Raw genomic sequence first — 26,161 nt, forward strand, 5'->3', positions numbered from 1 at the left:
CCTCGTGAGTTGCGGCCTGCGTCAGTTTCGCAGACCGGAATTGCTTTTGCCGGGGCGCATATTTGATTTTTGGCGCGGTCTTGTCCATGGTGATCAGAGCATAGCAAGCAATCTTGCGCGCAGCGGCTGATGCGCCGCATACCCAAAAACAGGAAACGCGCCATGAACATTTTCGACCTCTCCGGCCGCGTGGCCGTGATCACCGGAGGCAATGGCGGCATCGGCCTCGGCATCGCGCAGGCGCTGGCCGGCCAGGGCTGCAACGTCTCGATCTGGGGCCGCAATCCAGACAAGAACAAGGCGGCTGCCGCGAGCATGGCGGGGCTATCAGGCAAGGTCGATGCCCGCGTCTGCGACGTCACCGATCCGGCTTCGGTCAATGCCGCGATGAAGGCGACGCTCGACATGTTCGGCCGGGTCGACGGCTGCTTCGCCAATGCCGGCATCGGCGGCGGCGGCCGGCGTTCTTTCATCGAGCGCACCGAGGAAGAATGGCGCACGATGTTTTCGACCAATCTCGACGGCGTGTTCCACGCGTTCCAGGTCGCGGCGAGACACATGACCGATCGCGCCAACGCCGGCGATCCCTTCGGCCGGCTGGTCGCGACCTCGAGCCTCGCCTCGATCTTCGGCACCGCGCGCAACGAGCATTATGCCGCGACCAAGGCCGCGATCAACGCGCTGGTCCGCGCGCTCGGCGTCGAGCTCGCCCGCCACGGCGTGACCGCGAATGCGATCCTCCCGGGCTGGATCAAGAGCGACATGACGTCGGGTCTCATGGCCAACGAGAAGTTCGTCGCCAACGTGATGCCGCGGATTCCGGTGCGGCGCTTCGGCGAGGCCAGCGATTTCGGCGGCATCGCGGTGTATCTGATGAGCAAGGCGTCGTCGTATCACACCGCCGACACCTTCGTGATCGACGGCGGCTATACGGCGTTTTGAATCTCGTAGGGTAGGCAAAGGCGCTCTCGCGCCGTGCCCACCGTTAGTATTGTCGAATGTCGTGGTGGGCACGCTGCGCTTTGCCCACCCTACGGCTTCTCGTTTTGTCAGCGCAGAAGGGAATGGGCAAATGTTCTCACACATCATGATCGGCACCAACGATCTCGACAAGGCCAAGACGTTCTACGACGATTTGCTGAGCACGCTCGAAGTGCGGCCGGCCAGGGTCGACGGCCACCGCATCTTCTACATCACCAAGACCGGCGTGTTCTCGGTGTCGAAGCCGATCAACGGCGAGCCGGCGACGTGCGCGAATGGCAGCACCATCGGCTTTGCCTGCAATTCGCCGGAGCAGGTCGACAAATGGCACGCAGCCGGCCTCGCAGCCGGCGCAAAATCGATCGAGGATCCGCCGGGCATCCGCCAGGGTCCGGGCGGCAAGCTCTATCTCGCCTATTTGCGCGACCTCGACGGCAACAAGATCTGCGCGATGCATCGGATGCCGAGCTGACGTAACCACAGCCAGCACTGTCATGCCCCGGCCTTGACCGGGGCATCCAGTACGCCGCGGCTTCTCGATTCAATCACTGCCGCCTCTGGGATACTGGATCGCCCGATCAAGTCGGGCGATGACGGCGGAGAGTGAGGCTCGCGCCTGCCGCCTCACTCCACCCCATTCAAACAACATTTCAAACGCCCTCGCGATATTCCATCGCGTGGCATGGCTCCGCGTGAAAAATACGCGCTCGCGCTTTGGCGGCGCTGCGACTATTCTTGCGCCCAGAACGATCTCAGCGTCCCCGGGAGGAACAATGACAAAACACACCTATATTCCCCGCACCACCAACTACACCCTCAATCCCGGCGACGAGCTCAACGACTTGCGCATGTCGGACCAGGTCCGGCCGCTCTACGATCACGTCAAGAAATTCATCCGCGACACCGTCGAGCCGATGTCGATCGAGTTCGCCAAGGCAGGCGAAGGCAAGGAGGATCGCTGGAGCTTCACGCCGAAGCAGCTCGAGGTGCTGGAAAAGGCCAAGAACAAGGCCAAGCAGGAAGGCCTCTGGAACTTCTTTCTGCCGGATGACGAGACCGGCCAGGGCCTGAAGAATCTCGACTACGCCTATATCGCCTCCGAGCTCGGCAAGAGCCCGCTGGCGTCCGAGAGCATGAACTGCTCGGCGCCGGACACCGGCAACATGGAGGTGCTGGAGCGCGTCGGCACCAAGGAGCAGAAGGAGAAGTGGCTGAAGCCGCTGATGAACGGCGAGATCCGCTCGGCCTACGTCATGACCGAGCCGAACGTCGCTTCCTCCGACGCCAAGAACATCTCGACGACGGCCAAGCTCGTCGGCGACGAATGGGTGATCAACGGCGAGAAATATTACATCTCCGGCGTCGGCGATCCCCGCTGCAAGATCCTGATCGTGATGGTGAAGACCAATCCGGACGCGGCGCCGAGCAAGCAGCAGTCGCAGATCCTGGTGCCGCGCGACACGCCCGGCGTCGAGGTGCTCGGGCCCATGTATGTGTTCGGGCAGGACCATGCGCCGCGCGGCCATATGCACATGCGCTTCAACAATGTGCGGGTGCCGAAGGAGAACATGCTGCTCGGCGAAGGCCGCGGCTTCGAGATCTCGCAGCTCCGCCTCGGGCCGGGCCGCATCCATCACTGCATGCGCACCATCGGCAAGGCCGAGAAGGCGCTCGATCTGATGGTGCAGCGTGGCCTCACCCGCGAAGCCTTCGGCAAGAAGATCGCCCATCTCGGCGGCAACATGCAGATCATCGCCCAGGCGCGCTGCGAGATCGAGGCGATGCGGCTGATGGTGCTGAAGGCGGCCAAGGCGATGGACGTGCTCGGCAACAAGGAGGCCCGCGTCTGGGTCTCCATGGTCAAGGCCATGGTGCCGGAGCGCGCCTGCAAGATCATCGACCAGGCGATCCAAATGCACGGAGCCACCGGCATCTCGCACTGGACCCCGCTCGCCGAGATGTACCAGGACGTGCGTCATCTGCGCTTTGCGGATGGCCCGGACGAGGTGCACTGGATGGTGGTCGGTCGCCACGAGCTGAGCATGGCGTAAGCGAGGTGCCGTAGGGTGGGCAAAGGCGCGCTCTTCGCGCGCCGTGCCCACCATTGCGGCCTACTCGAGAGGTGGTGGGCACGCTTCGCTTTGCCCACCCTACGAAGATCGTAGGGCGGATTAGCGAAGCGTAATCCGCCGTCTTTCTTGCGAGATGGCGGATTACGCCTTCGGCTAATCCGCCCTACGAGACCTACGTCGCCGCCTCGACCTTGTCCTGCGTCTTCGTCTCGAAATCGCTCGCATCATGCCGCTCGTGGAGCTGGCTGGCGGGATCGCCGGAGACGCGGTTGACCATGCGGCCGCGCTTCACCGCGGGGCGCTGCGCGATCTGGTCGGTCCAGCGCTGCACGTTCTTGTAGTCCTGCACCGAGAGGAATTCGCCGGCGCCATAGACCAGCCCCTTGGCGAGCGCGCCGTACCAGGGCCACACCGCCATGTCGGCGATCGTGTATTCCTTGCCCGCGAGATATTCGTTGTCGGCAAGACGCCGGTCGAGCACGTCGAGCTGGCGCTTGGTCTCCATCGCGAAACGGTCGATGGCGTATTCGATCTTGAACGGCGCATAGGCGTAGAAATGGCCAAAGCCGCCACCGAGATAGGGCGCGCTGCCCATCTGCCAGAACAGCCAGGACATCGCCTCGGTGCGACTCTTGATGTCCTTCGGCAGGAAGGCACCGAACTTTTCCGCGAGATAAAGCAGGATCGAGCCGGACTCGAACACCCGGATCGGCTCCGGACCGGAGCGATCCATCAGCGCGGGTATCTTCGAGTTCGGGTTGATGTCGACGAAGCCGCTGCCGAACTGGTCGCCGTTGCCAATCCTGATCAGCCAGGCGTCGTATTCGGCCCCCTTGTGACCGAGCGCCAGAAGTTCCTCCAGCATCACCGTGACCTTCACCCCGTTCGGCGTCGCCAGCGAATAGAGCTGGAAGGGATGCTTGCCGACCGGGAGCTCCTTGTCGTGGGTCGGGCCGGCGATCGGGCGGTTGATGCTGGCGAACTGCCCGCCATTCTCCTTGTTCCAGGTCCAGACCTTGGGCGGCACGTAGGCGGGGGTATCGGTCATGCGGGGGCTCCGGCGGAAAGATGCGCCTGCATTAATTAGACCCCGATTGGCCGATGGCAAGCCCTCTGAGATGCATTGCCGGGCGGGGCGTCTCACCGTTTCGTCATGGCAAGCTCCCTCCCCGTCATTGCGGGGCGCCCGCAGGGCGAGCCAGGAATGACGGCGTCACCTGGGACGCCGCGGCCTGCGAGTAGAGCGCGACGTCTACACACAAGATGCCTTGCCGAATCCGGCATGTCATCGTGAGTGACGATCGGCTAGCGTCACCTTGCTTCGCGAGCCGAGGCAACGAGAACGCGAAGGTTGCCGCCGGGAGAGAGAGCCATGAAATCGCCGATCTGCGACATGCTGGGCATAGAATTCCCGCTGCTGGCCTTCAGCCATTGCCGCGATGTCGTCGCCGCCGTCAGCCGCGCCGGCGGCTTCGGTGTGCTCGGCGCCACCGTCCACACGCCCGATACGCTCGAACGCGAGCTGAAATGGATCGACGATCACGTCGACGGCAAGCCCTACGGCATCGACGTGCTGATCCCCGAAAACATCTCGACCGCGGGCGAGAAGGACGTCACCTGGAAGAGCCTGGAAGCGCGCGTGCCGCAGGAGCACCGCACCTACACGCGCGAGCTCCTGAAGAAGTACGACATCGAGCTGACGACCACGGAGGTCGCAGCCGATCAGCCGCAGCCGTTCGACGGAAAGACAGCACTGCAATTGCTCGAGGTGTCCTTCAATCATCCGATCCGCCTGATCGCCAATGCGCTGGGCGTGCCGCCGAAGGCGATGATCGAGATGGGCAAGAAGCACGGCGTGCCTGTCGCAGCGCTGGTCGGCGCCAAGGAGCACGCGCTACGCCAGGTCGCGGCTGGTGTCGACATTCTCGTGGTGCAGGGCACCGAAGCCGGCGGCCATTGCGGCGAGGTCTCGACGATGGTGCTGGTGCCCGAGGTGATCAAGGCGATCAAGCCCATCCGCGACGTGCCGGTGCTGGCGGCCGGCGGCATCATGACGGGACGGCAGATGGCGGCGTGCATGGCGATGGGCGCGGCCGGCGCCTGGACCGGCTCGGTGTGGCTTGCGACGGTGGAAGCCGAGACCACCGAGATCTTTCGCGAGAAGATGATCGCCGCGTCCTCGCGCGACGCGGTGCGTTCCAAGGGCCGCACCGGCAAGCCGGCGCGGCAGCTCCGCTCGGTCTGGACCGATGCCTGGGACCGCGCGCCGGACAGCCCTGGCGCACTGCCGATGCCGCTGCAAAGCGTCATCAGCCGCGATGCCTTCAACTCGATCGACCGCGCGGCGGCTGGCGGTAACGCCAAGGCGCGCGACCTCGTCAGCTATTTCGTCGGCCAGGGCGTCGGGCTCATCGACAGCGTGAAATCGGCGGGCGCGGTGGTGCAGGAGTTCAAGGAAGATTTCGCCGAAGCCGTCGAGCACATGAATGCGCTGGTGGCGGAGTAGCATCCACATCGTCATTGCGAGCGCAGCGAAGCAATCCAGGCTGCCGCCGCGGAAATGTTCTGGATTGCTTCGTCGCTTCGCTCCTCGCAATGACGAAGCCATTTGATACGGTGAATTGAGGCCATGACCGACAAGACAGCCCTACCCGAAGACCGCATCCCCGTCATCGTCGGCATCGGCGAGATCGTTGACCGTCCCAAGGAGATCACCGACGGCCTCGAGCCGCTCGACCTGCTCGAGCAGGCGCTGCGGCGCGCCGAGCAGGACGCTGGCGCAAAGCTGCTCAGCGAGGTGCAGTCGCTCGACGTCGTCAACTTCCTGAGCTGGCGCTACCGCGATCCGGAGAAGCTGTTGGCGCAGCGCCTCGGCATCACGCCTCCGCATTGCTATTACGGCCCGGTCGGCGGCGAGAGCCCGATCCGCTACATCCACGAAGCCGCCAAGCGCATCGCACGCGGCGAATGCACCGTAGCCGCGGTCTGCGGTGCCGAGGCGCAGTCGACTGCAACCAAGGCGGAGCGCGCTGGCGCCAAATTGCCGTGGACGCCGTTCGCCCATGATGTCGAGGAGCCCAAGCGCGGCGCGGCGTTCCAGAAGCCGCTGGCGGTGAAGCTCGGCGTGTTCCGCCCCGTCACGGTCTATCCGTTCTACGAGGCCGCCTTCTCCGCGCATTGGGGCCAGACGCCGCGCGAGGCGATGGCGGAGTCAGGAACGCTGTGGTCGCGCTATTCGGAAGCCGCCGCGCAAAATCCCAATGCCTGGCTGAAGCGGCGTTATGCGCCCGACGAGATCACGACGCCGACCGCGGACAATCGGCTGATCGCCTGGCCCTATAACAAGCTGATGGTCGCCAACCCCAGCGTCAACATGGGCGGTGCGCTACTGCTCACCAGCCTCGCCAAGGCGCGTGCGGCGGGCATCGCGGAGGACAAATTGGCCTATCCGCTCGGCGGCGCCTCGGCGGAGGAGCCACGCGACTATCTGCTGCGCGACCAGTTCTACGAGAGCCATCCGCAGAACGCGGTGCTGAAAGCGGTGATGGATCTTGCCGGCGGCGACGGCAAACACTTCGACGCGATCGAGCTCTATAGCTGCTTCCCCTGCGTGCCCAAGATGGCGCGGCGAACGCTGGGTCTCGGCGCCGACGTGCAGCCGACCGTGACCGGCGGCCTCACCTTCTTCGGCGCGCCGCTCAACACCTACATGACGCATGCCGCCTGCGCGATGGTGCGGCGCCTGCGCGACGGCGCAAAACTCGGCCTGCTCTACGGCCAAGGCGGCTTCGTCACCAAGCATCACGCACTGGTCGTGGCGAAGGCGCCGCCGCGTGAGGCGCTGGCGCAGGAGACGAGCGTGCAAGGAGAAGCCGATCGTAACAAGCGCGCGGTGCCGGAGTTCGTCGCGGAGGCGTCGGGCAAGGGCAAGGTCGAGAGCTTTACGGTGCTCTATGGCCGCGGCGGCGACGTCGAGCACGGTGTGGTGATGCTGCGGACGGAAGATGATAGGCGCACGCTGGCGCGGGTGCCGGCGAGCGATAGCGCGACGTTGGCGCATCTGCTCGATATGGAACGCACGCCGGTGGAATCGCTCGGCGAGATCAAGATGGCGGCGGATGGCGTGCCGGAGTGGCGGGTGGCGTAGCTCTCGTGTCCCGGACGCGGCGCGGTGCGAAGATCTCGTAGGGTGGGTTAGCGAAGCGTAACCCACCTCTTTGGCTTCCGAGGAGACGAACAGTGGTGGGTTACGCCTTCGGCTAACCCACCCCACGAGACCACCCTACCCCTTCGGCGCCTGCTTCTCCGACGCCGTCGCCGGCTTGGCCTTGGTGCCGACCACGCGCACCGCATCGCCATCCGAGAGACCGTCCGGCGGCGCGGTGATGATGCGGTCGTCCGCTGTTATGCCCGAGGCGAGCTCGATCTCGCGGCCGAGGTCGCGGGCGATGGTCACGGGCTTGAACAGAACCTTGTCGTCCGCACCGACGGTGGCAACGCGCAGGCCGCCGCTGTTGAAGATCAGCGCGCTGGCGGGGATGCTGAGCGGCGCGGAATCGCGCTGGAGGTTGAGCTTCACGCTGGCATAGCCGCCGGGCATCAGCTCGCCTGAGGAATTGTCGAGCCCGAGCTGCATGCGCGTGGTGCCGGAGGCGACGTCGACGGCCTGTGAGGAGGCCTCCACCGTCGCCTGGAAAGTCCGGTTCGGGTACTCCGGCAGCGCGATGGTGGCCTTGGCGCCGATCTTGATCGCCGGCACGTAGTTCTGGGGCACGTTGACATAGACGCGCAGCTTGGTGATGTCGGAGATCACGAACATCGCCGGACCCGACCCGCCGCCGGCATTGATCAGCGCACCGACGTCGGTGTCGCGTGCAGTCACTACGCCATCGAACGGCGCCGTGATCTTCTTGTAGCCGGCCAGCGCTTCCAGCCGCTCGACATTGGCTTTGCCCGAATTGACGGCGGCATTCTTGTTGGAGAGATCTGCGGTGCGCTCGTCGATCTCCTGCGCGGAGACGAAGTTGGAGGCGACCAGCGTCTTGCGCCGGTTCAGCGTTGCTTCCGACAACCGGGCACTGGCCTGCTGGCTGGCGAGGTCGGCTCTCGCCTGAAGCAGTTGCTGATCGAGGTCCGGCGCCTCGATCTCGGCGATCACCTGCCCGGCCTTGACGCGGGCGCCGATGTCGGCGCTCCAGCTTTTGAGATAGCCCGACACGCGCGCGAAGATCGGGGCGCGATAATAAGCCTCCAGCCGGCCCGGCAGATCGATGGTGGCGTTGAGCGCCTTGGCGCTGGGTTGGGTCACCGCGACGTTGGGAACAGCCTGATCGTCAGTCCATTCCTTCAGCCTGGAGCCCTGCTCCTCGCGCGCGCGAATGCCGGTGCCGACGACGAGGCCGGCCGCGATCAGCGCCACCACGCCGAAGATGCCCAGTTTCCGGTGCGAGACCGGGGAGCGGGGTTCAGTGGGCGACATGCGGGGTCTCCAATGGGGCGGCGGCTTTGGCGCCTTGCTTCTTGTGTACCATGCTGAACACCACGGGAACAAACATCAGCGTGGCGAAGGTTGCAAAGATCAGGCCGCCGATCACGGCGCGGCCGAGCGGCGCATTCTGCTCGCCGCCCTCGCCCAGCCCCAGCGCCATCGGCGCCATGCCGATGATCATGGCGAGCGCGGTCATCAGCACCGGACGGAACCGGACGAAGCCGGCTTCCAGCGCCGCGGCGACGGGATCGCCGAGCTCCTCGTAGCGTTCGCGCGCGAAGGAGATCACGAGCACGCTGTTGGCGGTCGCGACGCCCATGCACATGATGGCGCCGGTGAGCGCGGGGACCGACAGCGTGGTCCCGGTCGCGAACAGCATCCAGACGATGCCCGCAAGCGCCGCCGGCAGCGCCGTGATGATCACGAACGGATCGGACCAGGACTGGAAGTTCACGACGATCAGGAAGTAGATCAGCACGACGGCACCGAGCAGGCCGAACAACAGGCCGGTGAAGGCGCTGTTCATGGTCTGCACCTGTCCGAGCAGCACCACGGAAGAGCCCTTCGGCACCTCCTTGGCGGTATCGGCGATCACTTTGCGGATATCGGCGGAGACCGCGCCGAGATCGCGGCCCGAGGTGGTCGCAAAAATCTGCACCATCGACTGGATGTCGTATTGCGAGACAACCGCGCTCGAGGCCGAGCGCTTGATGTCTGCGATGCCGCCGAGGATCGGCGACTGCGCATTGCCGGCCGCGGTGATCGGCAGCGTCTGCAGCGCGCTCAGCGAATCGATCTGGTATTGCGGCGTCTGCATCACGATCGAGTAGGACACGCCGTTGTCGGGGTTGAGATAGTAGGTCGGCGCCACCTGCGAGGAGCCGGCGAGATTGACCACGAGACTGTTGGTAACGTCGCGCTCGGTCAGGCCGACATATTGCGCGCGGGTGCGGTCGACATCGATGTTGAAGGTCGGAGCGTTCGGCGATTGCTGGATGCGAGCATCGGCAACGCCCGGAATCCGGCGGACCTTGGCCAGCAGATTGTTGGCATACGCGAAGTTGGCGGCAAGATTGGCGCCGCGGATCTGCAAATCGATCGGCGCGGGCGCGCCAAAGTTCAGGATCTGGCTGACGATGTCTGCGGGGAGGAACGCGAAGCTGACGCCGGGGAATAGCCGCGGCAACTGCTCGCGCAGCACGCGCACATGCTCCTCGGTCGGCTTGTGGCCTTCCCTCAGCTTGATCTGGATGTCGCCGTCCTGCGGACCGATCACGCCGGTGTTGTTGTAGGTCATGTTGATGCCGGAGATCGGCATGCCGATGTTGTCGGTCATGGTCTCGATCTCGCCCGGGATCAGCTTGCGGACCGCCTTCTGCACGTCGGCGAGCTGGTTGGCAGTCTCCTCGACGCGGGTGCCGACCTGGGTGCGGACATGCATCAGGATATTGCCGGCATCGACCGCGGGAAAGAAATTGCGACCGAGAAACGGCACCAGCGCGAAGGATGCGCCGACCACACAGAGGAAGCCGATCACGAACACCGCGCGGTGTGCCAGCGCCAGCCCGAGGAAGCCATGGTAGCCGCCGCGGATGCGCTCGAACCGTGCCTCGAAGCCGCGCTGGAACCAGACAAGAGGGTTGCGCGATTTCGGCGGCCCGCCTTCATGATGGACATGCGCCTGCAACAAATAGTTGGCCATGGTCGGCACCAGCGTGCGCGACAGGATGAACGACCAGATCATCGCGAACATCACGGCTTCCGCCATCGGCACGAACAGGAAGCGCGCGACGCCCGAGAGGAAGAACATCGGCACGAATACGATGCAGATGCAGAGCAGCGACACGAAGGCCGGCGTCACGATCTGGTTGGCGCCGTCGAGGATCGACTGCTCGACCGGCTTGCCCTGCTCCAGATGGTAGTTGATGTTCTCGATCGTGACGGTGGCGTCGTCGACGAGGATACCGACCGCGAGCGCAAGGCCGCCGAGCGTCATGATGTTGAGCGTCTCGCCGATCGCCGACAGCATGATGATGGCGCCCAGCACCGACAGCGGGATCGAGACCGCGATGATGATGGTCGAGCGCCAGCTGCCGAGGAACAGCAGGATCATGACGCTGGTGAGCAGCGCCGCGATCACGCCCTCGACGGCGACGCCTTGAATCGCGCCGCGGACGAACACCGACTGGTCGCCGATGAAGCCGATCTTGAGCGCGTCGGGGAGCTGGTCCTTGACGTCGATGACCTTCTGCTTGATGCCGGCAATAATATCGAGCGTCGAGGTCGCGCCCGCCTTCAGCACCATCATCAGCACCGAGCGGTTGCCGTCGACATGGACGATGTTGGTCTGCGGCGGATTGCCGTCGCGTACGGTGGCGACGTCGCGCACATAGACCATCGCGCCGTTGACCGTCTTGATCGGAAGGTTGCCGAGCTCGTCGATCCTGAGCGGCGAGTTGTTGAGCTGGATGTTGTATTCGAACTGGCCGATCTTCTGCGTGCCGACCGGGGTGATCAGATTCTGGGCGGCGAGCGCGTTGGCGACGTCCTGGCCGGACAGGCCGCGAGCCTGCAGCGCGGTGGGATCGAGGTCGATCTGGACCTGGCGCTGCTTGCCGCCGAACGGGTACGGGATCGCCGCGCCGGGCACGGTGACCAGCGGTGTGCGGAGCTGATTGATGCCGATATCGGCGAGGTTCTGCTCGGTGAGCCCGTCGCCCGACAGCGCCACCTGAATGATCGGCACGGTCGAGGCGGAGTAATTCAGGATCAGAGGCGGCGTCGCGCCCGGCGGCATCTGCTTGATCAGCGTCTGCGAGATCGCCGTGACCTGCGCGTTGGCGGTGCGGATGTCGACGTTGGGCTGGAAGAAGATCTTGATGATGCCAAAGCCGTTATAGGAATTGGCGGTGATGTGCTCGATGTCGTTGACCGTGGTCGTCAGCGCGCGCTGGAACGGCGTGGTGATGCGGCCGGACATCTGGTCCGGCGGCAGGCCGGTGTACTGCCAGACCACGCCGATCACGGGAATGCGGATGTCGGGGAAAATGTCGGTCGGGGTCCGCAGCGCCGCGAGCGGTCCGATGATCAGCAGCAAGAGTGCCAGCACGACGAACGTATAGGGCCGGCTCAGGGCAATACGGACCAGAGCAATCATGCGCCAGGCAAATCCGGGTCAAGCGAGAATACAGAATCCGCCCCCATGGGGATCCTCATTCCCCTTTACCCGAGCACCACCGGAAACGCTAATTACCAGGCACTATCCTGCATTCACTTCCCTGCTACCGCACTGCGAAATTGACATCGCAGCCATGCGGCCGGGCCCATGCGGGAGTTCAGGAACATGCCGATTTCGATGATGCCACAGGTCAAACAAAACGAGCGGCGCCTTTGGCGCCGCTCGTCGTCGATAAACAGGTCGCACGAGGATTTATGCGGCGCGGACGTTGGTCAGGAACTTGCTGACCTCATTCTTCAGCCGGCCCGAGTCGTTCGACAGCATTTGCGCCGCCGACAGCACCTGTGAGGAGGCCGTGCCGGTCTCGGTCGCGCCGCGCTGCACGTCGGTGATGTTGGAGGAGACCTGCTGGGTGCCTTGCGCGGCCTGCTGCACGTTGCGGGCGATCTCCTGCGTCGCCGCGCCCTGCTCTTCCACCGCCGCTGCAATCGCCGACGAGATCTCCGACAGACGCTCGATGGTCGAGGAGATTTCCTTGATGGCGCCGACCGAGTCGTTGGTCGCCGCCTGGATGCCGGAGATCTGCTGGCCGATTTCGCCGGTGGCCTTCGCGGTCTGCTCGGCGAGCGCCTTCACCTCCGAGGCCACAACGGCGAAGCCGCGGCCGGCTTCGCCGGCACGTGCGGCTTCGATGGTGGCGTTCAGCGCCAGCAGGTTGGTCTGACCGGCGATGGTGTTGATCAGCTCGACGACGTCGCCGATGCGGGACGCCGCCTTCGACAGCTCACTGACGCGCTCGGTGGTGGCGCGCGCCTGGCCGACGGCATCGCCCGCCATCCGCGCCGATTCCTGCACCTGACGGCTGATCTCGCCGACCGACGAGGCCATCTCCTCGGTGGCCGAAGCCACCGACTGCACGTTGGTCGAAGCTTCCTCCGAAGCGCTGGCAACGGTAGTCGCCAGTCTCTGGGAACGGTCGGCGGTCGAGGTCAGCGTCGATGCGGAGGCCTCTAACTGGGTCGAAGCCGACGACACGGTCTGGACGATCTCGCCGATCATGGTTTCGAATTCGCGGGTGATGTTGTCGACGCGGCGGCCGCGCTCGATCTTGGCTTCGGCGTCCGTGGCAGCAGCCTCGTCGGCGGCCTTCTTGGCGATCAGCGCCTCCTTGAAGATCTGGAGCACGTCAGCCATGGCGCCGATCTCGGTCTTCTCGCCCCGGTGCGGGACTTCGGCGGAGAGATCGCCCTTGCCCAGCGCCTGCATCGGCTCGATGATCGAGTTGATGCCCTTCGAGACGTCCTGGACGAGATAGAAGCCGACGCCGATGCCGATGATGACGGCGGCGCCGAGAATGATCGAGACCAGCATGAAAGCATAGGAATAACTGTCCGCCGCATCCTGAGCCGCCTGATCGCCACCCTTGGTGTTGAGCTCGATGTCCTTCATCAGGACCTCATCCGAGGCAAGACCGATCTTGTTGACCGTCTTGGTGTTCAGCTCCTGCGCTTCGTGCGGGACCTTGCCGGCCTCCTTGCGCGAGAGCGCCATCACCTCCTCGGTGCCCTTCTTGTAGTCGTCCCAGAGTTTTGCCCACTGGTTGTAGAGCGCCCGCTCCTCCGGCGAGGTGATCATTGGCTCGTACCGGCCGCGGATCTTGGCGAGCGCCTCGATCACTGTCACAGCCGTCTTCTCGTTGGCGAGTTTCTCGTCCAGCGTTTCGGAAAGCATGTGCTGGCGGACCACGTTGCGATAGGTGATCACGCTCGCCCGAAGCTCGCCAAGCACCCGCACACTGGGCATCCAGCTCGTGGTGATGTCGATGGTGTTGGCGTTCATCGACCGCATTTTCGTGACGGCCAGGAGACCCATGCCGGCCATTGCGACAAGCAGGAACGCCACGACACTGATGATCTTGGCGCGGATGGAAATGGTGGCGAGCATAATCGGGTCTCTTTGTGCTGGCGCGGTGCGCGTCCGGAGGTATTACGAATCAACCAAAGGGAGCAGCACCAACATCCAACACCAGAGCACCTGCGCAGATGTTAACTACGACTCCGTACGAGTACGGAGCCTGAAAGAGATGAACAGGCCGCTAAAAATGCTCTGCGCTCAGCGCATGAGCCTAAGCGCGTCGGAAAAAAATTCAGCGCCGCCGAAGTTTCCGGACTTCAGAGCGAGCAGCATGTTTTCTTGCGCGCCCACCGAGTGGAGCACCGGGACACCTGCTGCGATTTCCACTCCGACGAGAAATCCGGGAATCTTCAACCGATCGACCACCGCACCGGACGTCTCGCCGCCGGCGACGATCAGTCGCCGCACGCCTGATTTTACGAGGCTTTCTGCAATGTCGGCCATGGTCTGCTCGATCGCGTGGCCGGCCGCGTCGCGACCGTGGCGCGCCTGCAGTGCGGCGACCTGATCTGGCGTCGCGCTCGAGGCGATCAGCACCGGACCTTCCGCAAGCCGTGGCCTCGCCCAGTCCAACGCGCGCTGTGCTTCGCCGGCACCCGTAATGATACGGTCTGGATCGAGGTGAAGCACCGGCATGACGCGTTCGGCGTTGGCGATCTGCTGAAGCGTCGCCTGAGAGCAGCTCCCGGCGAGGCAGGCCGCCGGTCCGCCGACGGCAATGCCGGTCTCGCCGTTCGCTCTGGCCGATTTGACTTTACCCGTCGACACCAGCGCACGCGCGAGCCCGAGGCCGATGCCGGAGGCGCCGACCGACAGCCGATGCTCGGCGGCGACGAGGCCGATGGTCTCGAGATCGCGGTCGAAGACGGCGTCGATGATGGCAGCGCCGATGCCCTTGCCCGCCAGCTCGGCCAGCCGTGCCCGCACGGCATCTGCGCCGCGCGTGACGGTGACGAGGTCGACGAGACCGATCTGCGTCCTGCTCTGGCGCGCCAGCACGCGCACCAGGTTGGAATCGTGCATCGGGTTGAGCGGATGGTCCTTCAGCGGGCTCTCATTCAATGGCACCGCGCCGACGAAAAGGTTGCCCTGGTAGACGGTGCGGCCGGTCTCCGGGAAGGCCGGCGTCACCAGCACGGCACCTTCGCCGCTATCGGCACGCAGCGCGTCCATCACCGGGCCGATATTGCCTGAAACGGTGGAATCGAAGGTCGAGCAGATCTTGAACAGCACGTGGCCGGCGCCGCGGCCGCGCAGCCACTGATCCGCCGCGCGCGAACGCGACACGGCAAGGCCGGCCTCGATCGAGCGGCTCTTCAGCGACACCACGACGGCATCGACCTCGGGCAGTGCGAGATCGTCCGCGGGCACGCCGATGGTCTGCACGGTGCGCAGGCCCGCGCGCGTCAGCGTGTTGGCGAGATCGGAAGCGCCGGTGTAATCGTCGGCGATGCAGCCCAACGCAAGTGTCACGGCTTCACTCCAGCGTAAGGCTTGAACCAGGCAAGGCCATCCGTGGTCTTGCCGCGCGGATTGTACTCGCAACCGACGAAGCCGGCATAGCCGAGGCGGTCGAGCTCTTCAAACAGGAACGGATAGTTCAGCTCCTCGCCGTCAGGCTCGTTGCGCGAGGGGATGCTGGCGATCTGGATGTGGCCGATGATCGGCATCATCTCGCGCAGCCGCATCGTCACGTCGCCATGAATGATCTGGCAGTGATAGATGTCGAACTGGAGCTTGAGGTTCGGAAGCCTCAGCTCCTGGATCAGATCGCGCGCGAAGCCGAAATCGTTGAGGAAGTAGCCGGGCACGTTGCGCGCATTGATCGGCTCGAGCACGATATCGATGCCGTGCGGGGCGAAGAACTCCGCAGCCCATGCCACCGATTTGTAGAACGCCTCGATCGCGACGCGCTCGCCACGGTTGGCAATGCCGGCCATCAGGTGCAGGCGCTTGACGCCGGTCGCCTTGGCGTAAGGCAGCGCCGTCTCCAGGCCCGCCTTGAGATCGGAGAAGCGCGAGGGGAGCGCCGCAAAGCCCTTCTCGCCGGCGTTCCAGTCGCCCGGCGGCAGGTTGAACAGCGCCTGGGTCAGGCCGTTGCGCTTGAGGCGCTCGCCGACCGCCTCGGCCGGATGCTCATAGGGAAAGAGAAACTCGACCGCGGTGAAGCCGGCTGAAGCGGCGGCATCGAAGCGATCGAGGAACGGCACCTCGGTGAACATCATCGAGAGATTGGCGGCAAAACGGGGCATTGGAGTCCTCTTCGTTATTTGTCGCCGGGCAGCTTGACGCCGGTGACCTGCGCATACATCCGGGCCACCGAGGCGTCGTCGTCGCGGCCCATGCCGGCGGCTGATGTCATCAGGAACATCTGGAGTGCGGCGGCGGAGACCGGCACGGGAAATCGGGCACTGCGCGCCATGTCCTGAATGATGCCGAGATCTTTCACGAAAATCTCGACCGCGCTGCGCGGCGTGTAATCGCCGTCGAGCACGTGCGGCATGCGGTTCTCGAACATCCAGGAATTGCCGGCAGAGGCCGTGATCACCTCGTAGACCTTGCGGATGTCGAGGCCCTGCTTGGCGGCAAATGCCATCGCCTCCGAGGCGGCGGCGATGTGCACGCCGGCGAGCAGCTGGTTGATCATCTTGAAGGCGGCGCCTTGGCCTGCGGCATCGCCGAGCTCATAGAGCTTCGCGGCCATGGCATCGAGCGCAGGCCGTGCCTTCGCAAACGCTGTGGGACTGCCGGAGGCGAGAATCGTCAGCTCGCCTTGCGCGGCGCGCTGCGCCCCGCCGGAAATCGGTGCATCCAGATAATGCCGGCCGGTCGCCTCCAGCTGCTTGGCAAGGCGTCGCGCCACGTCAGGGTCCATCGTGGCGGAGGATACGAAGACGCTGCCTTCAGGCATGGTCTCGGCGGCTCCATCCTTGCCGAACAGGACGGCTTCCGTCTGCGCGGCATTGACGACGACGCTGACGACGATGTCCGCGCCCTTGGCCGCCTCGGCCGGCGTTTTGGCACCCGCGCCACCATCCTTCACGAAACGCGCCACCGCCTCGGCCGAAACGTCGCAACCGGTGACGGCGTGACCGGCGCGCTTCAGCGAGGTCGCCATGCCAAACCCCATCGAGCCGAGCCCGATGACCGCGATGCGCTGATTTTGTGACGTGGAGGCGGACATGCAACTAACCCTTGCGAACGTTTCCCGGGCGGCCGGCTTTTGCGGCGGCTCGGCGAACCGATAACACGGCTTGGCCGCGCTGCCAAAGCGTGAGACAAGCGGGCATGACGGCCATGAGAACCGAAACGAGCAACGAGACAAGGCTGCGCGAGGATATCTGCCGCTTCGGACGGTCCCTGTTCGAGCGCGGGCTGACGCCCGGCTCCTCCGGCAATATCAGCGTTCGGCTGGACGGCGGCGGCTGGCTGGTGACGCCGACCAATGCCTCGCTCGGTTTCCTTGATCCTGCGAGGCTGTCGCGGCTCGACGAGAAGGGCCGGCTGGTGTCGGGCGATGCCCCGACCAAGGAAGTTCCGCTGCACACCGCGCTCTATGACACGCGCGGCAGTGCACGCGCCATCGTGCATCTGCATTCGACACACTCGGTCGCGCTCTCGATGCTGCCCGAGATCGACCCGCGCGCGGCGCTGCCGCCGATGACGGCGTATTATCTGATGAAATGCGGCGCCACCGCGCTCGTGCCATATTACCGCCCCGGCGATCCCGCGGTTGCGGATGCGATCAAGGGCCTGGCGGGGAAATATTCATCGGTGCTGCTCGCCAATCACGGCCCGGTCGTTGCCGGCGACACGCTGGAAGCGGCGGTGTTTGCGACGGAGGAGCTGGAGGAGACGGCGAAGCTGTACCTGCTGCTGCGCGGGATGAACCCTCGCTATCTGTCGCCGGAGCAGGTGAAGGATCTGGTGAAGGTGTACGGGGTGACGCTGCCGGAGCATGGGCACGACGATTGAGCCCCGCTCTAACCTCGTCATAGCGCAACGAGGCAAGAATCCCTCCGCGGAAAGACTCTGGATTGCTTTGCTACGCTCGCAATGACGCAGGGTGTGGCGACGGAGTAGCCCGCATGAGCGGAGCGATATGCGGGAACCAGCGGACCGGAATTGATTTGCATTGCCGGGATCGCGAGCACATGATCCCCCTGTAATTGACTGAAGGAGTTGTTTCATCGATCGCTGGGAGAATTGTCATGGATTTCAAAGTATCCTGCGCCTTCCTCTCTGCCGCCTGCTTTATTGTCTTGTCACTTTCCGCAAACGCCCAGACGTCCGGGCGCGGCGGCGTCCCCGATCTCAAGGTCGAGGCCAACTGCAAGGCAACTCAGGAGATCGACAAGTCGCTGACCGAGCCGCAGTCCTACGAGGCCTGCATGAGCGACGAGCAGACCGCACAGCAACAGCTCGGGTCCATCTGGACGACAACGCCGGAGACAATTCGCATCCAATGCTACACCGAGGCCTCCGCCGGTGGCATCGAAAGCTATGTCGACCTGCTCTCTTGCATTCAGATGAATGGCTTCGGGCAACCCTCGGCACCCGCGCCGACGCTGCGCGGCGCAAGCAAGAACCGGAACAAGAAACAATCAGGATAGGGATCGTAGCGAGCGGCTACAATCCGAGATACGCCTTCCTGACGTCGGGATTGCCCCTGATCTCAGCCGCGGGCCCCTGCATCAGCACGCGGCCGGTTTGCAGGATGTAGGCGCGGTCGGCAATCTCCAGGCACTCGGCCATGCGCTGCTCGACGATCAGCACGGTCATGCCGGCGTCGCGGATGCGCTTCACGGCCTGAAAAATCTCGTCGACAAGCTTTGGCATGATGCCCTGCGAGGGCTCGTCCAGCATCAACAGACGCGGGCGCGTCATCAGCGCGCGGCCGATCGCCAGCATCTGCTGCTCGCCGCCGCTTAGCGTTTCGGCGCGCTGCTCCAGGCGTTCAGCCAGGCGTGGAAACAGCTGGAAGACGAGATCGAGCGGTCCCTCGCGGTTCGCCTCACCGCGGTAGAGATAGCTGCCGAGACGCAGATTGTCGCGCACCGACAGGCGCGGGAACAGGCGGCGATTCTCCGGCACATAGGCAATGCCGGTCGCCGTGATGTGGTGCTGCGCCATGCCGTCGAGGCGCTTGCCGTCGAACGTCACGGTACCCGAACGCGGACGCTCGGCGCCGGCGATGGATTTGAGCAGCGTCGACTTGCCCGCGCCATTGGCGCCGGCAACACAGACGATCTCGCCCTTCTGAACCTCGATCGAGATCGCGGAGATCGCGACCAGGCCCTGATAGGCGGTCGTGACTTCACGCACCGACAGCATGACGATCTCCCAGATATGCGCTGATCACCTTGGGATCGCGGACGACATCGGCGGGCTTGCCCTCGACCAGCACCTTGCCGAGATCGAGCACGATGGCGCGGTCGACCAACGGCATCACGATCTCCATGACGTGCTCGACCATCAACACGGTGATGCCGGCATCGCGCACCTTGCGCACCAGCGCGACACCGGTCTGCGCCTCGGTCGGCGTCAGGCCGGTGAGGACTTCGTCGAGCAGCAGCAGCTTCGGCTCGGTCGCGAGTGCACGGGCGACTTCGAGACGGCGCTTCTCGGCCGGCACGAGGTCGCTGGCAAGCACGTCGGCGCGCGCGGCAAGGCCGGTGAATTCCAGCACCTCGTGCGCCTTGCGACGGGCTTCGCGCATCACGGTGTTGCGCACGAGCGCACCGACGATGACGTTGTCGATGACCGTCATGGTCTCAAAACTCTTGACCACCTGAAAGGTGCGGCCGACACCGCGCTGGCAGCGTTCGGCCGCCGGCATGTGGGTGACATCCTCGCCGTCGAACAGAATCGAGCCTTGCGTCGGCGGCAGAACGCCGGCGATGAGATTGAACAGCGTCGACTTGCCGGCGCCGTTGGGGCCGATCAGGCCGACGATCTCACCGCGGCCGACCGAGATCGAGACGTCGCTGTTGGCGACGAGGCCGCCGAACCGCTGCCAGACGCCGCGGGTTTCAAGAAGCGCGGTCATCGTGCGGCCCCCGTCTTCTTCGGGCGTGAGAACAGGCTGAGCAGTCCTCGCGGCAAGGCCAGCGAGATCAGGACGATCAGTGCGCCGTAGACGATGAGGTCGACGCCGCGCCCCGAACCGCCGAACTTGAAGCGGGTCAGCTCCGTCAGCGGGATCAGAATCGCGGCGCCGAGCACCGGCCCCCACAGGGTGCCGATGCCGCCGAGCACGGCGGGCAGCGCCATCAAGAGCGAGAACTGGAAGCCCATGACGCTTTCAGGATCGATGTAGGAGACGAACTGGGCATAGAAGCTGCCACCCACGGCGACCAGGAAGGCGGAGACGGCGGCGGCGCCCATCTTGGAATTGAACACGTCGACACCGAGGCTCTCGGCCGCGTCCGGATTGTCCTTCACCGCACGCCACCAGAATCCCCATTTGGAGTTCTCCAGCCACCAGGTGACGAACCAGGCAAGACAGCACAGCGCCAGCGCGAAATAGAAGTATGGCAGCTTGGTGCGCAGGAACTGGAATTTCAGCCAGCTGTCGCCGCGGATTGGAATGGTGATGCCCATCGCGGCGCCGGCCCATTCCCAGTTGTGGAACAGAAGCAAGCCGATCTCGGCGATGACGATGGTGGCGATCACGAAGTAATGGCCGCGCAGGCGGAAGAAGGGATAACCGAGCCCCATCGCGATCAGCGCCGACACCACGCCGCCCGCCAGCATGCCGAACCAGGGCAGCACGCCGAACTTCGTGAACAGCAGCTCGGTGGTGTAGGCACCCAGGCCGAAATACAGCGCGTGCCCGAGCGAGATCTGCCCGCAATAGCCGGACAGGATGTTCCAGCTCTGCGACAGGCCCGCATACATCAGCGTCAGGATCAGGATGTTCTGGACGACGACGTCCTTCACGAACAATGGCGTCAGCGCGGCAATCACGGCGAGCACCGCGGCGATGATGAGGTCGCGGCGGCGCCGCGCTGCAAAATCCTTGTCCATCAGATCGATCCGAACAGGCCGCGCGGCCGGATGAAGACGACCAGCAGATAGACCGCGTAGATGCCGACCGATTTTAGCGAGGGCGGCAGCACCAGCGCGGTGGTCGCTTCGACCAGGCCGACGATGATGCCGCCGGCGAAGGCGCCGAACACGCTGCCGAAGCCGCCGAGCGCCACCGTGACGTAGGCGATCAGCGCAAAGGACGCGCCGACATCGGGATAGATATAGAAGAAGCTTGCCATGATCGCGCCGGCGAGGCCGACCAGCGCGGCACCAAGGCCCCAGCCGAAAGCAAACACGCGGTTCTTGTCGATGCCGACCAGCGCGACCGCTCCGGGATCTTCGCGGGTGGCTTCCAGCGCGCGGCCGAAATCCGTGCGATGGATGAAGAAGTAGAGGCCGGCAAAGGCGAGGATCGAGACCAGCGCGCCAACCAGCTGCGGCTCCGGCAGGAAGATGCCGGCGACCGAGATGGTTTTGCCGCCGAGCCAGGATTGCGGAATGCTGCGATAATCAGGCGTGAAGAAGAACTGCGCCAGACCCCGCATCACGATGGCAAGGCCGAAGGTGGTGAAGATCTGCACCATGCCGGCGTTGGCCTTGGCCCGCATGGCGAAGCGTACAATGAGCAAGTAGACCACCGCTCCGAAGATAAAGAGCGCCGCGGCGACCAACGGCGCCGACAGCAAGGGGTCGATCGCGAAGAACGCGAACAGGAAGAAGGACAGGTACATCGCGATCATCAGGAACTCACCATGGGCGAAGTTCGTGACGTCCATCAGGCCGAAGATCAGCGCGAGGCCGACCGCGATCAGTCCGTACAGCAGCCCCATCAGGAGACCGCTGGCGAGACTTTGGATAATGGCTTGGGCTGTCAAAAGTCTGTCCCCCGAAATAGATCCTCATCCCGAGGAGCGCGCACAGGCGCGCGTCTCGAAGGATGGCCCAGCCCTCGTCCTTCGAGACGCGGGCTGCGCCCGCGTCTCAGGATGAGGGCGGGAGCTGCATCTGAGCTCCCGCGTCCCAGTCTTACTTCATCGGCCAGACCGCCTCGGCGATCGCGGCCTGCGGCGGGAAGATGGTGACGAACTTGCCGCCGATATACTGCAGCAGCACCGGGTCGGCATCGTTATTCTGGCCCATCTCGTCGAACTTGACGCGCTTCCATGGCATGATGGTCTGCTCGCCCGGGATGTCGGTCGCGGCCAGCGCATCGCGGATCTTCTCGCCGTCGGTCGACTTGGCGCGGCTGATGGCGTCGGCAAGGATGATCAGGCCCATGAATTGGCGCGAGGTGAGGTCGTTGAAGTCCTTGCCCGACCGCGTCTTGAACATCTCGTTGATCTTGCCGACCATCGGGCGCTTCTGCGCGAGATCGAGCGAGAAGGTGCCGCGCGAAATCACGCCTTCGAGCTTGTCGCCGACGGCATCATAGAGCGCCTTCTCGGAGAAGCCGGCGTCCTGCGCCACGATCGCATTCGGCTTGTAGCCGAGCTCGGCCATGGTCTTGACCAGCAGGATGCCGTCGGTGGTGTAGCTCGAGGGCATCAGCACGTCGGCATTCGCAGACTTGAGCTGCTGCACCTCGGCCGAGAGCGAGGGCGAATTGGCGCGATACTTGATGTCGGTGACGATCTTGTAGGCGCGCTCGCCGGCGATCTTGGCCTGGGCATTGCCGGAATCTGTGCCGAAAATGGTGTCCTCGTGGAACAGCGACAGCGTCTCGATCTTGGTGCCCTTCTTCTTCATGGCGTCGAAGAAGTCGAACATCGCGGCCGAATACATCTCGTCATGCGGCGCGGCGCGGAAATAATACTTCAGGCCGCGGCGATGCAGGCTCGGCGAGGAGTTGTCGGCGGAGACGAACGGGACCTGGTAGCGCTCGCAGATCTGGCTGACGGTGACGGCGACCGCGCTCTGATAGGTACCGATGATGGCGGAGACCTTCTCCTGTGTGATCAGGCGCTCGGCTTCGGCGCGGCCCTTCTGCGGATCGGCCTGGTGATCGGCGAACACGAGGCGGACCTTGGCGCCGCCGAGGCCCGGCAGGCCCTCGCCCTTCGCCAGCGGCAGGTCGAAATCGGTGTCCTTGTTGATGACCTCGAGCGCGGTCTCATAGGCCTTCTGCGCATCGACGCCCTGCTGCGCGCTGCCGCCGGAGAACGGATAGATGACGCCGATCACGACTTCCGAAGTCTGTGCGCGCGCCGCCAGCGGCATCAGTGCGGCAGTCGCGGTGGCTCCCAACAATACGTCGCGGCGAGTGATCGTCATGGCAAAGTCCCCTGTTACTGAATTTCGGCTGATCGAATGAAGCGATTGATGGATGCGGTAAAGCCCGAAGAAGCAGCAAGCGCTGCCCACTAAATCACGGCCATGGTCCTGTTCTTGAGATCCGTCACCAGCATCAGGCCGGGCGAATGCGTGATCGCGAACGGGAGCTTGGCGGCGTTGATCACCGATTGCGGCGTCACGCCGCAGGCCCAGAACACCGGGATCTCGTCGTCTGCGACCGGCACCGGATCGCCGTAGTCCGGCTTGGCGATGTCCTTGATTCCGATCAGATGCGGATGGCCGAGATGGACGGGCGCGCCGTGCACGGCGGGATAACGCGAGGTGATCTGCACCGCGCGGATCGCATCCGCCGGCTTGAACGGACGCATCGACACCACCATGGGACCGGCGAACGGACCGGCCTCGCCGCAGGCGATGTTGGTACGATACATCGGCACGCGCACATTGCGCTCGATGTGCCGGATCGGCATGCCCTCGTCGAGCAAGGCTTCTTCGAACGAGAAGGAGCAGCCGAGCACGAAGGTCACGAGATCGTCGCGCCAATGCTTCGTCACATCGATCGGCTCGTCGACGACCTCGCCGTCGCGCCAGACCCGGTAGCGCGGCACGTCGGTGCGGATGTCGAGATCGGCGCCGAGCGATGGGATGAAAGGGCTGCCGACATCGGACATGCCGATAATGGGGCACGGCTTCGGATTGAGCTGGCAGAAGCGATGAAAGGCGCTGGCATATTCCGCCGGCAGGATCGCCAGATTGCCCTGGACGAAGCCGGGGGCGACGCCGGCGGTGGAGGCGACCAGCCCTTGCCGGTAGGCACGCCGCGCCTTGCGGCTCGGGAGGGCGTCGGGCGTTTCAGTTTGCTGCACTGCCACCAAAACAGTCATGTAATCGACCTGCCTATAAACTCGACAAAGACAGCCAACACCAAGCGTGCTATAAAGTCTAATCGTCCTTTCTAATCGATATCGATAAATTCATTTTATCGACGAGGAAAATCCTTCCAATGCTGGACTTCAGGTCGATCGAGACTTTTCTCTGGGTCGTAAAGCTCGGCAGCTTCCGCGGCGCCGCAGCACGACTCAACACGACCCAGCCGGCGATCTCCCAGCGCATTGCCCAGCTCGAGCGCGAGATGGGCGTCAAGCTCCTCAACCGCGACCACCGCGTTGCCTCGCCGACGCCGAGCGGCCGGCAGATGATGGTCTATGCGGAGAAGCTGATCGGCCTGCGCGCCCAGATGATGGCCGAGATCGGCGACCGCTCGGCGATGCGCGGCGTGATGCGGCTCGGCGTCGCCGAGACCATCGTGCACACCTGGCTGCCGCGCCTCGTGAAGAGCGTGAACCAGGTCTATCCGAACCTGTCGCTCGAGATCGAGGTCGACATCACGCCCAATCTCACCGCGCGCCTGCTCGCGCAGGAGATCGAGCTTGCCTTCGTGGTCGGACCGCTGTCGGCGTCCGGCGTGCATAATCGCGTGCTCGCCGATTACCCGATCGGCTTCCTCGCAAGCCCTTCGCTCGGCCTCGGCAAAGGCCGGGTGACACCGGCGGAGCTTGCGCGGTTTCCGATCATCACCTTCCCGCGCAAGACCAAGCCTTACGAGGTCGTGCGCGAGGTATTCGACCGGCCGGAACTGCCGCCGATCCGGCTGCACGCATCCGCATCGCTCGCGACCGTTATCCACATGGCGGTCGAAGGCCTCGGCGTCGCCGTGATCCCCGACGCGATCGTCGAGAACGAGCTCGCCGACGGGCGGCTGCAACTGCTCGACACCGATCTCGCGATCGCACCGCTGACGTTCACCGCGAGCTGGCTCGCCTCGCCCGACGTCGTCGCCGTGGAGCGCGTCGCCGAGCTTGCACGGCAAATTGCGCAGAGCAGCCTCGCAGTTGACGCGCCCGCGCTGGCGCGTCATTGAAAAAGGCGCCGGACAATCGAGAGACCAACCGCATGAGCCGAGCCGCCACCAATCTGCAAATCGATTCCGCCCGACTCTGGGGCTCCATCCACGAGACCGCGCAATTCGGCGCGACGGCCAAAGGCGGCGTGCGGCGGCTGACACTGAGCAGCGAAGACAAGCAGGTGCGCGACTGGTTCCGCAAGGCATGCGAAGACGCCGGGCTTGAAGTGCATACCGACGCGCTCGGCTCACAGTTCGGCCTGCGTAAGGGCCGCGACATGTCGAAGCTGCCCGTCGGCATCGGCTCGCATCTCGATACGCAGCCAACCGGCGGCAAGTACGACGGCATCCTGGGCACGCTCGGCGCGCTGGAGGTGATCCGCACGCTGAACGATGCCGGCATCGAGACCGAAGCGCCGATCTGCGTCGTCAACTGGACCAACGAGGAAGGCTCGCGGTTCGCCCCCGCGATGATGGCCTCCGCCGCCTATGTCGGCGACTTCACCACCGACGACATTTTGTCGCGCAAGGACGCCGAAGGCACGACCGTCGGCCAGGCGCTGGACAGCATCGGCTATCGCGGCGACAAGCCGGTCGGCTTCCAGAAGCTCGGCTGCTTCGTCGAATTGCACATCGAGCAAGGCCCGATCCTGGAGGCCGAGGGCAAGACCATCGGCGTGGTCGATTCCGGCCAGGGCGTGCTGTGGTACGACGGCAAGATTTCCGGTTTCGAGAGCCATGCCGGATCGACGCCGATGCCGCTGCGGCGCGACGCGCTGGCGACGCTGTCGGAGATCGTGCTGGCGATGGAGTCCATCGCCAAGAAGCACGGACCAAACGCGGTCGGCACCATCGGCGAAGCCGTGATCGCAAACCCCTCGCGCAACGTCATTCCCGGCGAGATCGCCTTCACCATGGATTGCCGCAGCGCGGACGGCGCCATCATGGATGCGCTCGATCGCGATCTGCGCGCCGCCATTGCCGAGATCGCCGCGCGCCGCAAGGTCGAGGTCAAGATCGACCTAGTCTGGCGCAAGCCGCCGACGCATTTCGATCCCAAGCTGATCTCGGCGGTCGAGAACGCGGCTAAGACACTCGGCTATTCCTCGCGCCGCATCACCTCCGGCGCCGGTCACGATGCCTGCAACCTCAACACGATCATGCCGGCGGCGATGGTGTTCGTGCCCTGCAAGGACGGCATCAGCCACAACGAGCTGGAGGATGCCACGCAGCCGGATTGCACCGCCGGCACCAACGTTCTCATGCATACCGTGCTGGCGATCGCCGGCGTCGCGTCCTGA

Annotated in this window: 22 protein-coding genes; 9 read left to right on the forward strand and 13 right to left on the reverse strand. The window is 64.6% G+C overall.

Going from position 1 to position 26,161, the window contains the following annotated elements; all coding sequences use genetic code 11:
- Nucleotides 1-162: 162 nt before the first annotated feature.
- The 3 genes from RAD10_RS09265 to RAD10_RS09275 all read left to right on the forward strand — a co-directional run bounded on the left by RAD10_RS09265 (nt 163) and on the right by RAD10_RS09275 (nt 3,032).
- Nucleotides 163-942 carry an SDR family NAD(P)-dependent oxidoreductase gene (locus RAD10_RS09265; protein WP_461617207.1) on the forward strand — a complete coding sequence of 260 codons (780 nt, stop codon included), beginning with the start codon at nt 163-165 and terminating at the stop codon, nt 940-942.
- A gap of 130 nt (nt 943-1,072) precedes the next feature.
- The gene (locus tag RAD10_RS09270) at nt 1,073-1,453 is read left to right on the forward strand and encodes a VOC family protein (RefSeq protein WP_461617208.1); all 381 of its coding nucleotides are present in this window, start codon (nt 1,073-1,075) and stop codon (nt 1,451-1,453) included.
- A 301-nt stretch (nt 1,454-1,754) separates the two neighbouring features.
- Entirely contained in the window at nt 1,755-3,032 is a 1,278-nt protein-coding gene (locus RAD10_RS09275; protein ID WP_091953501.1) for an acyl-CoA dehydrogenase family protein, read from the forward strand.
- 193 nt (nt 3,033-3,225) lie between these two features.
- On the opposite strand, the gene yghU is transcribed toward RAD10_RS09275, so the two are convergent.
- Nucleotides 3,226-4,101, reverse strand: coding sequence for a glutathione-dependent disulfide-bond oxidoreductase (gene yghU, locus RAD10_RS09280; protein WP_018315633.1), 876 nt, complete (start codon nt 4,099-4,101; stop codon nt 3,226-3,228).
- A 324-nt stretch (nt 4,102-4,425) separates the two neighbouring features.
- Between yghU and RAD10_RS09285 the strand changes: the two genes are divergently transcribed.
- Both RAD10_RS09285 and RAD10_RS09290 read left to right on the forward strand, forming a co-directional pair.
- Nucleotides 4,426-5,559 carry a nitronate monooxygenase gene (locus RAD10_RS09285; protein ID WP_461617209.1) on the forward strand — a complete coding sequence of 378 codons (1,134 nt, stop codon included), beginning with the start codon at nt 4,426-4,428 and terminating at the stop codon, nt 5,557-5,559.
- Between the two features lie 123 nt (nt 5,560-5,682).
- Nucleotides 5,683-7,200 (forward strand): acetyl-CoA acetyltransferase, encoded by a 1,518-nt coding sequence (locus RAD10_RS09290; protein ID WP_461617210.1) that lies wholly within the window; start codon nt 5,683-5,685, stop codon nt 7,198-7,200.
- A gap of 135 nt (nt 7,201-7,335) precedes the next feature.
- On the opposite strand, the gene RAD10_RS09295 is transcribed toward RAD10_RS09290, so the two are convergent.
- From RAD10_RS09295 to ltnD, 6 genes are all read right to left on the reverse strand, one after another.
- Nucleotides 7,336-8,532: an efflux RND transporter periplasmic adaptor subunit gene (locus RAD10_RS09295; protein WP_461617211.1), complete on the reverse strand. Its 1,197-nt coding sequence runs from the start codon at nt 8,530-8,532 to the stop codon at nt 7,336-7,338.
- Nucleotides 8,519-11,698, reverse strand: coding sequence for an efflux RND transporter permease subunit (locus tag RAD10_RS09300; RefSeq protein ID WP_461617212.1), 3,180 nt, complete (start codon nt 11,696-11,698; stop codon nt 8,519-8,521). The genes RAD10_RS09295 and RAD10_RS09300 overlap by 14 nt, the downstream gene beginning before the upstream one ends.
- A gap of 273 nt (nt 11,699-11,971) precedes the next feature.
- Nucleotides 11,972-13,663, reverse strand: coding sequence for a methyl-accepting chemotaxis protein (locus tag RAD10_RS09305; RefSeq protein WP_461617213.1), 1,692 nt, complete (start codon nt 13,661-13,663; stop codon nt 11,972-11,974).
- Between the two features lie 168 nt (nt 13,664-13,831).
- Entirely contained in the window at nt 13,832-15,106 is a 1,275-nt protein-coding gene (gene otnK, locus RAD10_RS09310; RefSeq protein ID WP_461617214.1) for a 3-oxo-tetronate kinase, read from the reverse strand.
- Complete coding sequence (gene otnI, locus RAD10_RS09315; protein WP_091953525.1) at nt 15,103-15,885, reverse strand: 2-oxo-tetronate isomerase; 783 nt, start codon at nt 15,883-15,885, stop codon at nt 15,103-15,105. Before otnI ends, otnK begins: the two co-directional genes overlap by 4 nt.
- Before the next feature lie 14 nt (nt 15,886-15,899).
- The gene (ltnD, locus tag RAD10_RS09320) at nt 15,900-16,817 is read right to left on the reverse strand and encodes an L-threonate dehydrogenase (RefSeq protein WP_018315624.1); all 918 of its coding nucleotides are present in this window, start codon (nt 16,815-16,817) and stop codon (nt 15,900-15,902) included.
- A gap of 104 nt (nt 16,818-16,921) precedes the next feature.
- Here ltnD and otnC point away from each other — a divergent pair, with 104 nt between their 5' ends.
- Both otnC and RAD10_RS09330 read left to right on the forward strand, forming a co-directional pair.
- Nucleotides 16,922-17,608 carry a 3-oxo-tetronate 4-phosphate decarboxylase gene (gene otnC / locus RAD10_RS09325; RefSeq protein WP_461617215.1) on the forward strand — a complete coding sequence of 229 codons (687 nt, stop codon included), beginning with the start codon at nt 16,922-16,924 and terminating at the stop codon, nt 17,606-17,608.
- A 236-nt stretch (nt 17,609-17,844) separates the two neighbouring features.
- Nucleotides 17,845-18,246 carry a hypothetical protein gene (locus tag RAD10_RS09330; protein ID WP_018315622.1) on the forward strand — a complete coding sequence of 134 codons (402 nt, stop codon included), beginning with the start codon at nt 17,845-17,847 and terminating at the stop codon, nt 18,244-18,246.
- Nucleotides 18,247-18,262: 16 nt separating this feature from the next.
- On the opposite strand, the gene RAD10_RS09335 is transcribed toward RAD10_RS09330, so the two are convergent.
- The 6 genes from RAD10_RS09335 to RAD10_RS09360 form a co-directional block, all read right to left on the reverse strand.
- Nucleotides 18,263-18,967, reverse strand: a complete 705-nt coding sequence (locus RAD10_RS09335) for an ABC transporter ATP-binding protein (RefSeq protein ID WP_461617216.1) — start codon at nt 18,965-18,967, stop codon at nt 18,263-18,265.
- Nucleotides 18,951-19,682 (reverse strand): ABC transporter ATP-binding protein, encoded by a 732-nt coding sequence (locus tag RAD10_RS09340; RefSeq protein ID WP_018315620.1) that lies wholly within the window; start codon nt 19,680-19,682, stop codon nt 18,951-18,953. The genes RAD10_RS09335 and RAD10_RS09340 overlap by 17 nt, the downstream gene beginning before the upstream one ends.
- Complete coding sequence (locus RAD10_RS09345) at nt 19,679-20,662, reverse strand: branched-chain amino acid ABC transporter permease (RefSeq protein ID WP_461617217.1); 984 nt, start codon at nt 20,660-20,662, stop codon at nt 19,679-19,681. The genes RAD10_RS09340 and RAD10_RS09345 overlap by 4 nt, the downstream gene beginning before the upstream one ends.
- The gene (locus RAD10_RS09350) at nt 20,662-21,495 is read right to left on the reverse strand and encodes a branched-chain amino acid ABC transporter permease (protein WP_240536472.1); all 834 of its coding nucleotides are present in this window, start codon (nt 21,493-21,495) and stop codon (nt 20,662-20,664) included. Before RAD10_RS09350 ends, RAD10_RS09345 begins: the two co-directional genes overlap by 1 nt.
- A 196-nt stretch (nt 21,496-21,691) precedes the next feature.
- A complete protein-coding gene (locus tag RAD10_RS09355; protein ID WP_461617218.1) occupies nt 21,692-22,936 on the reverse strand; it encodes an ABC transporter substrate-binding protein in 1,245 nt (414 codons plus the stop codon).
- Nucleotides 22,937-23,025: 89 nt separating this feature from the next.
- Complete coding sequence (locus RAD10_RS09360) at nt 23,026-23,841, reverse strand: putative hydro-lyase (protein WP_461617219.1); 816 nt, start codon at nt 23,839-23,841, stop codon at nt 23,026-23,028.
- 119 nt (nt 23,842-23,960) lie between these two features.
- On the opposite strand from RAD10_RS09360, the gene RAD10_RS09365 reads away from it, so the two are divergent.
- Nucleotides 23,961-24,878, forward strand: coding sequence for a LysR family transcriptional regulator (locus tag RAD10_RS09365; RefSeq protein ID WP_018315615.1), 918 nt, complete (start codon nt 23,961-23,963; stop codon nt 24,876-24,878).
- 32 nt (nt 24,879-24,910) lie between these two features.
- Entirely contained in the window at nt 24,911-26,161 is a 1,251-nt protein-coding gene (locus RAD10_RS09370; protein WP_461617220.1) for an allantoate amidohydrolase, read from the forward strand.

It is taken from the genome of Bradyrhizobium sp. 23AC (assembly GCF_054863025.1).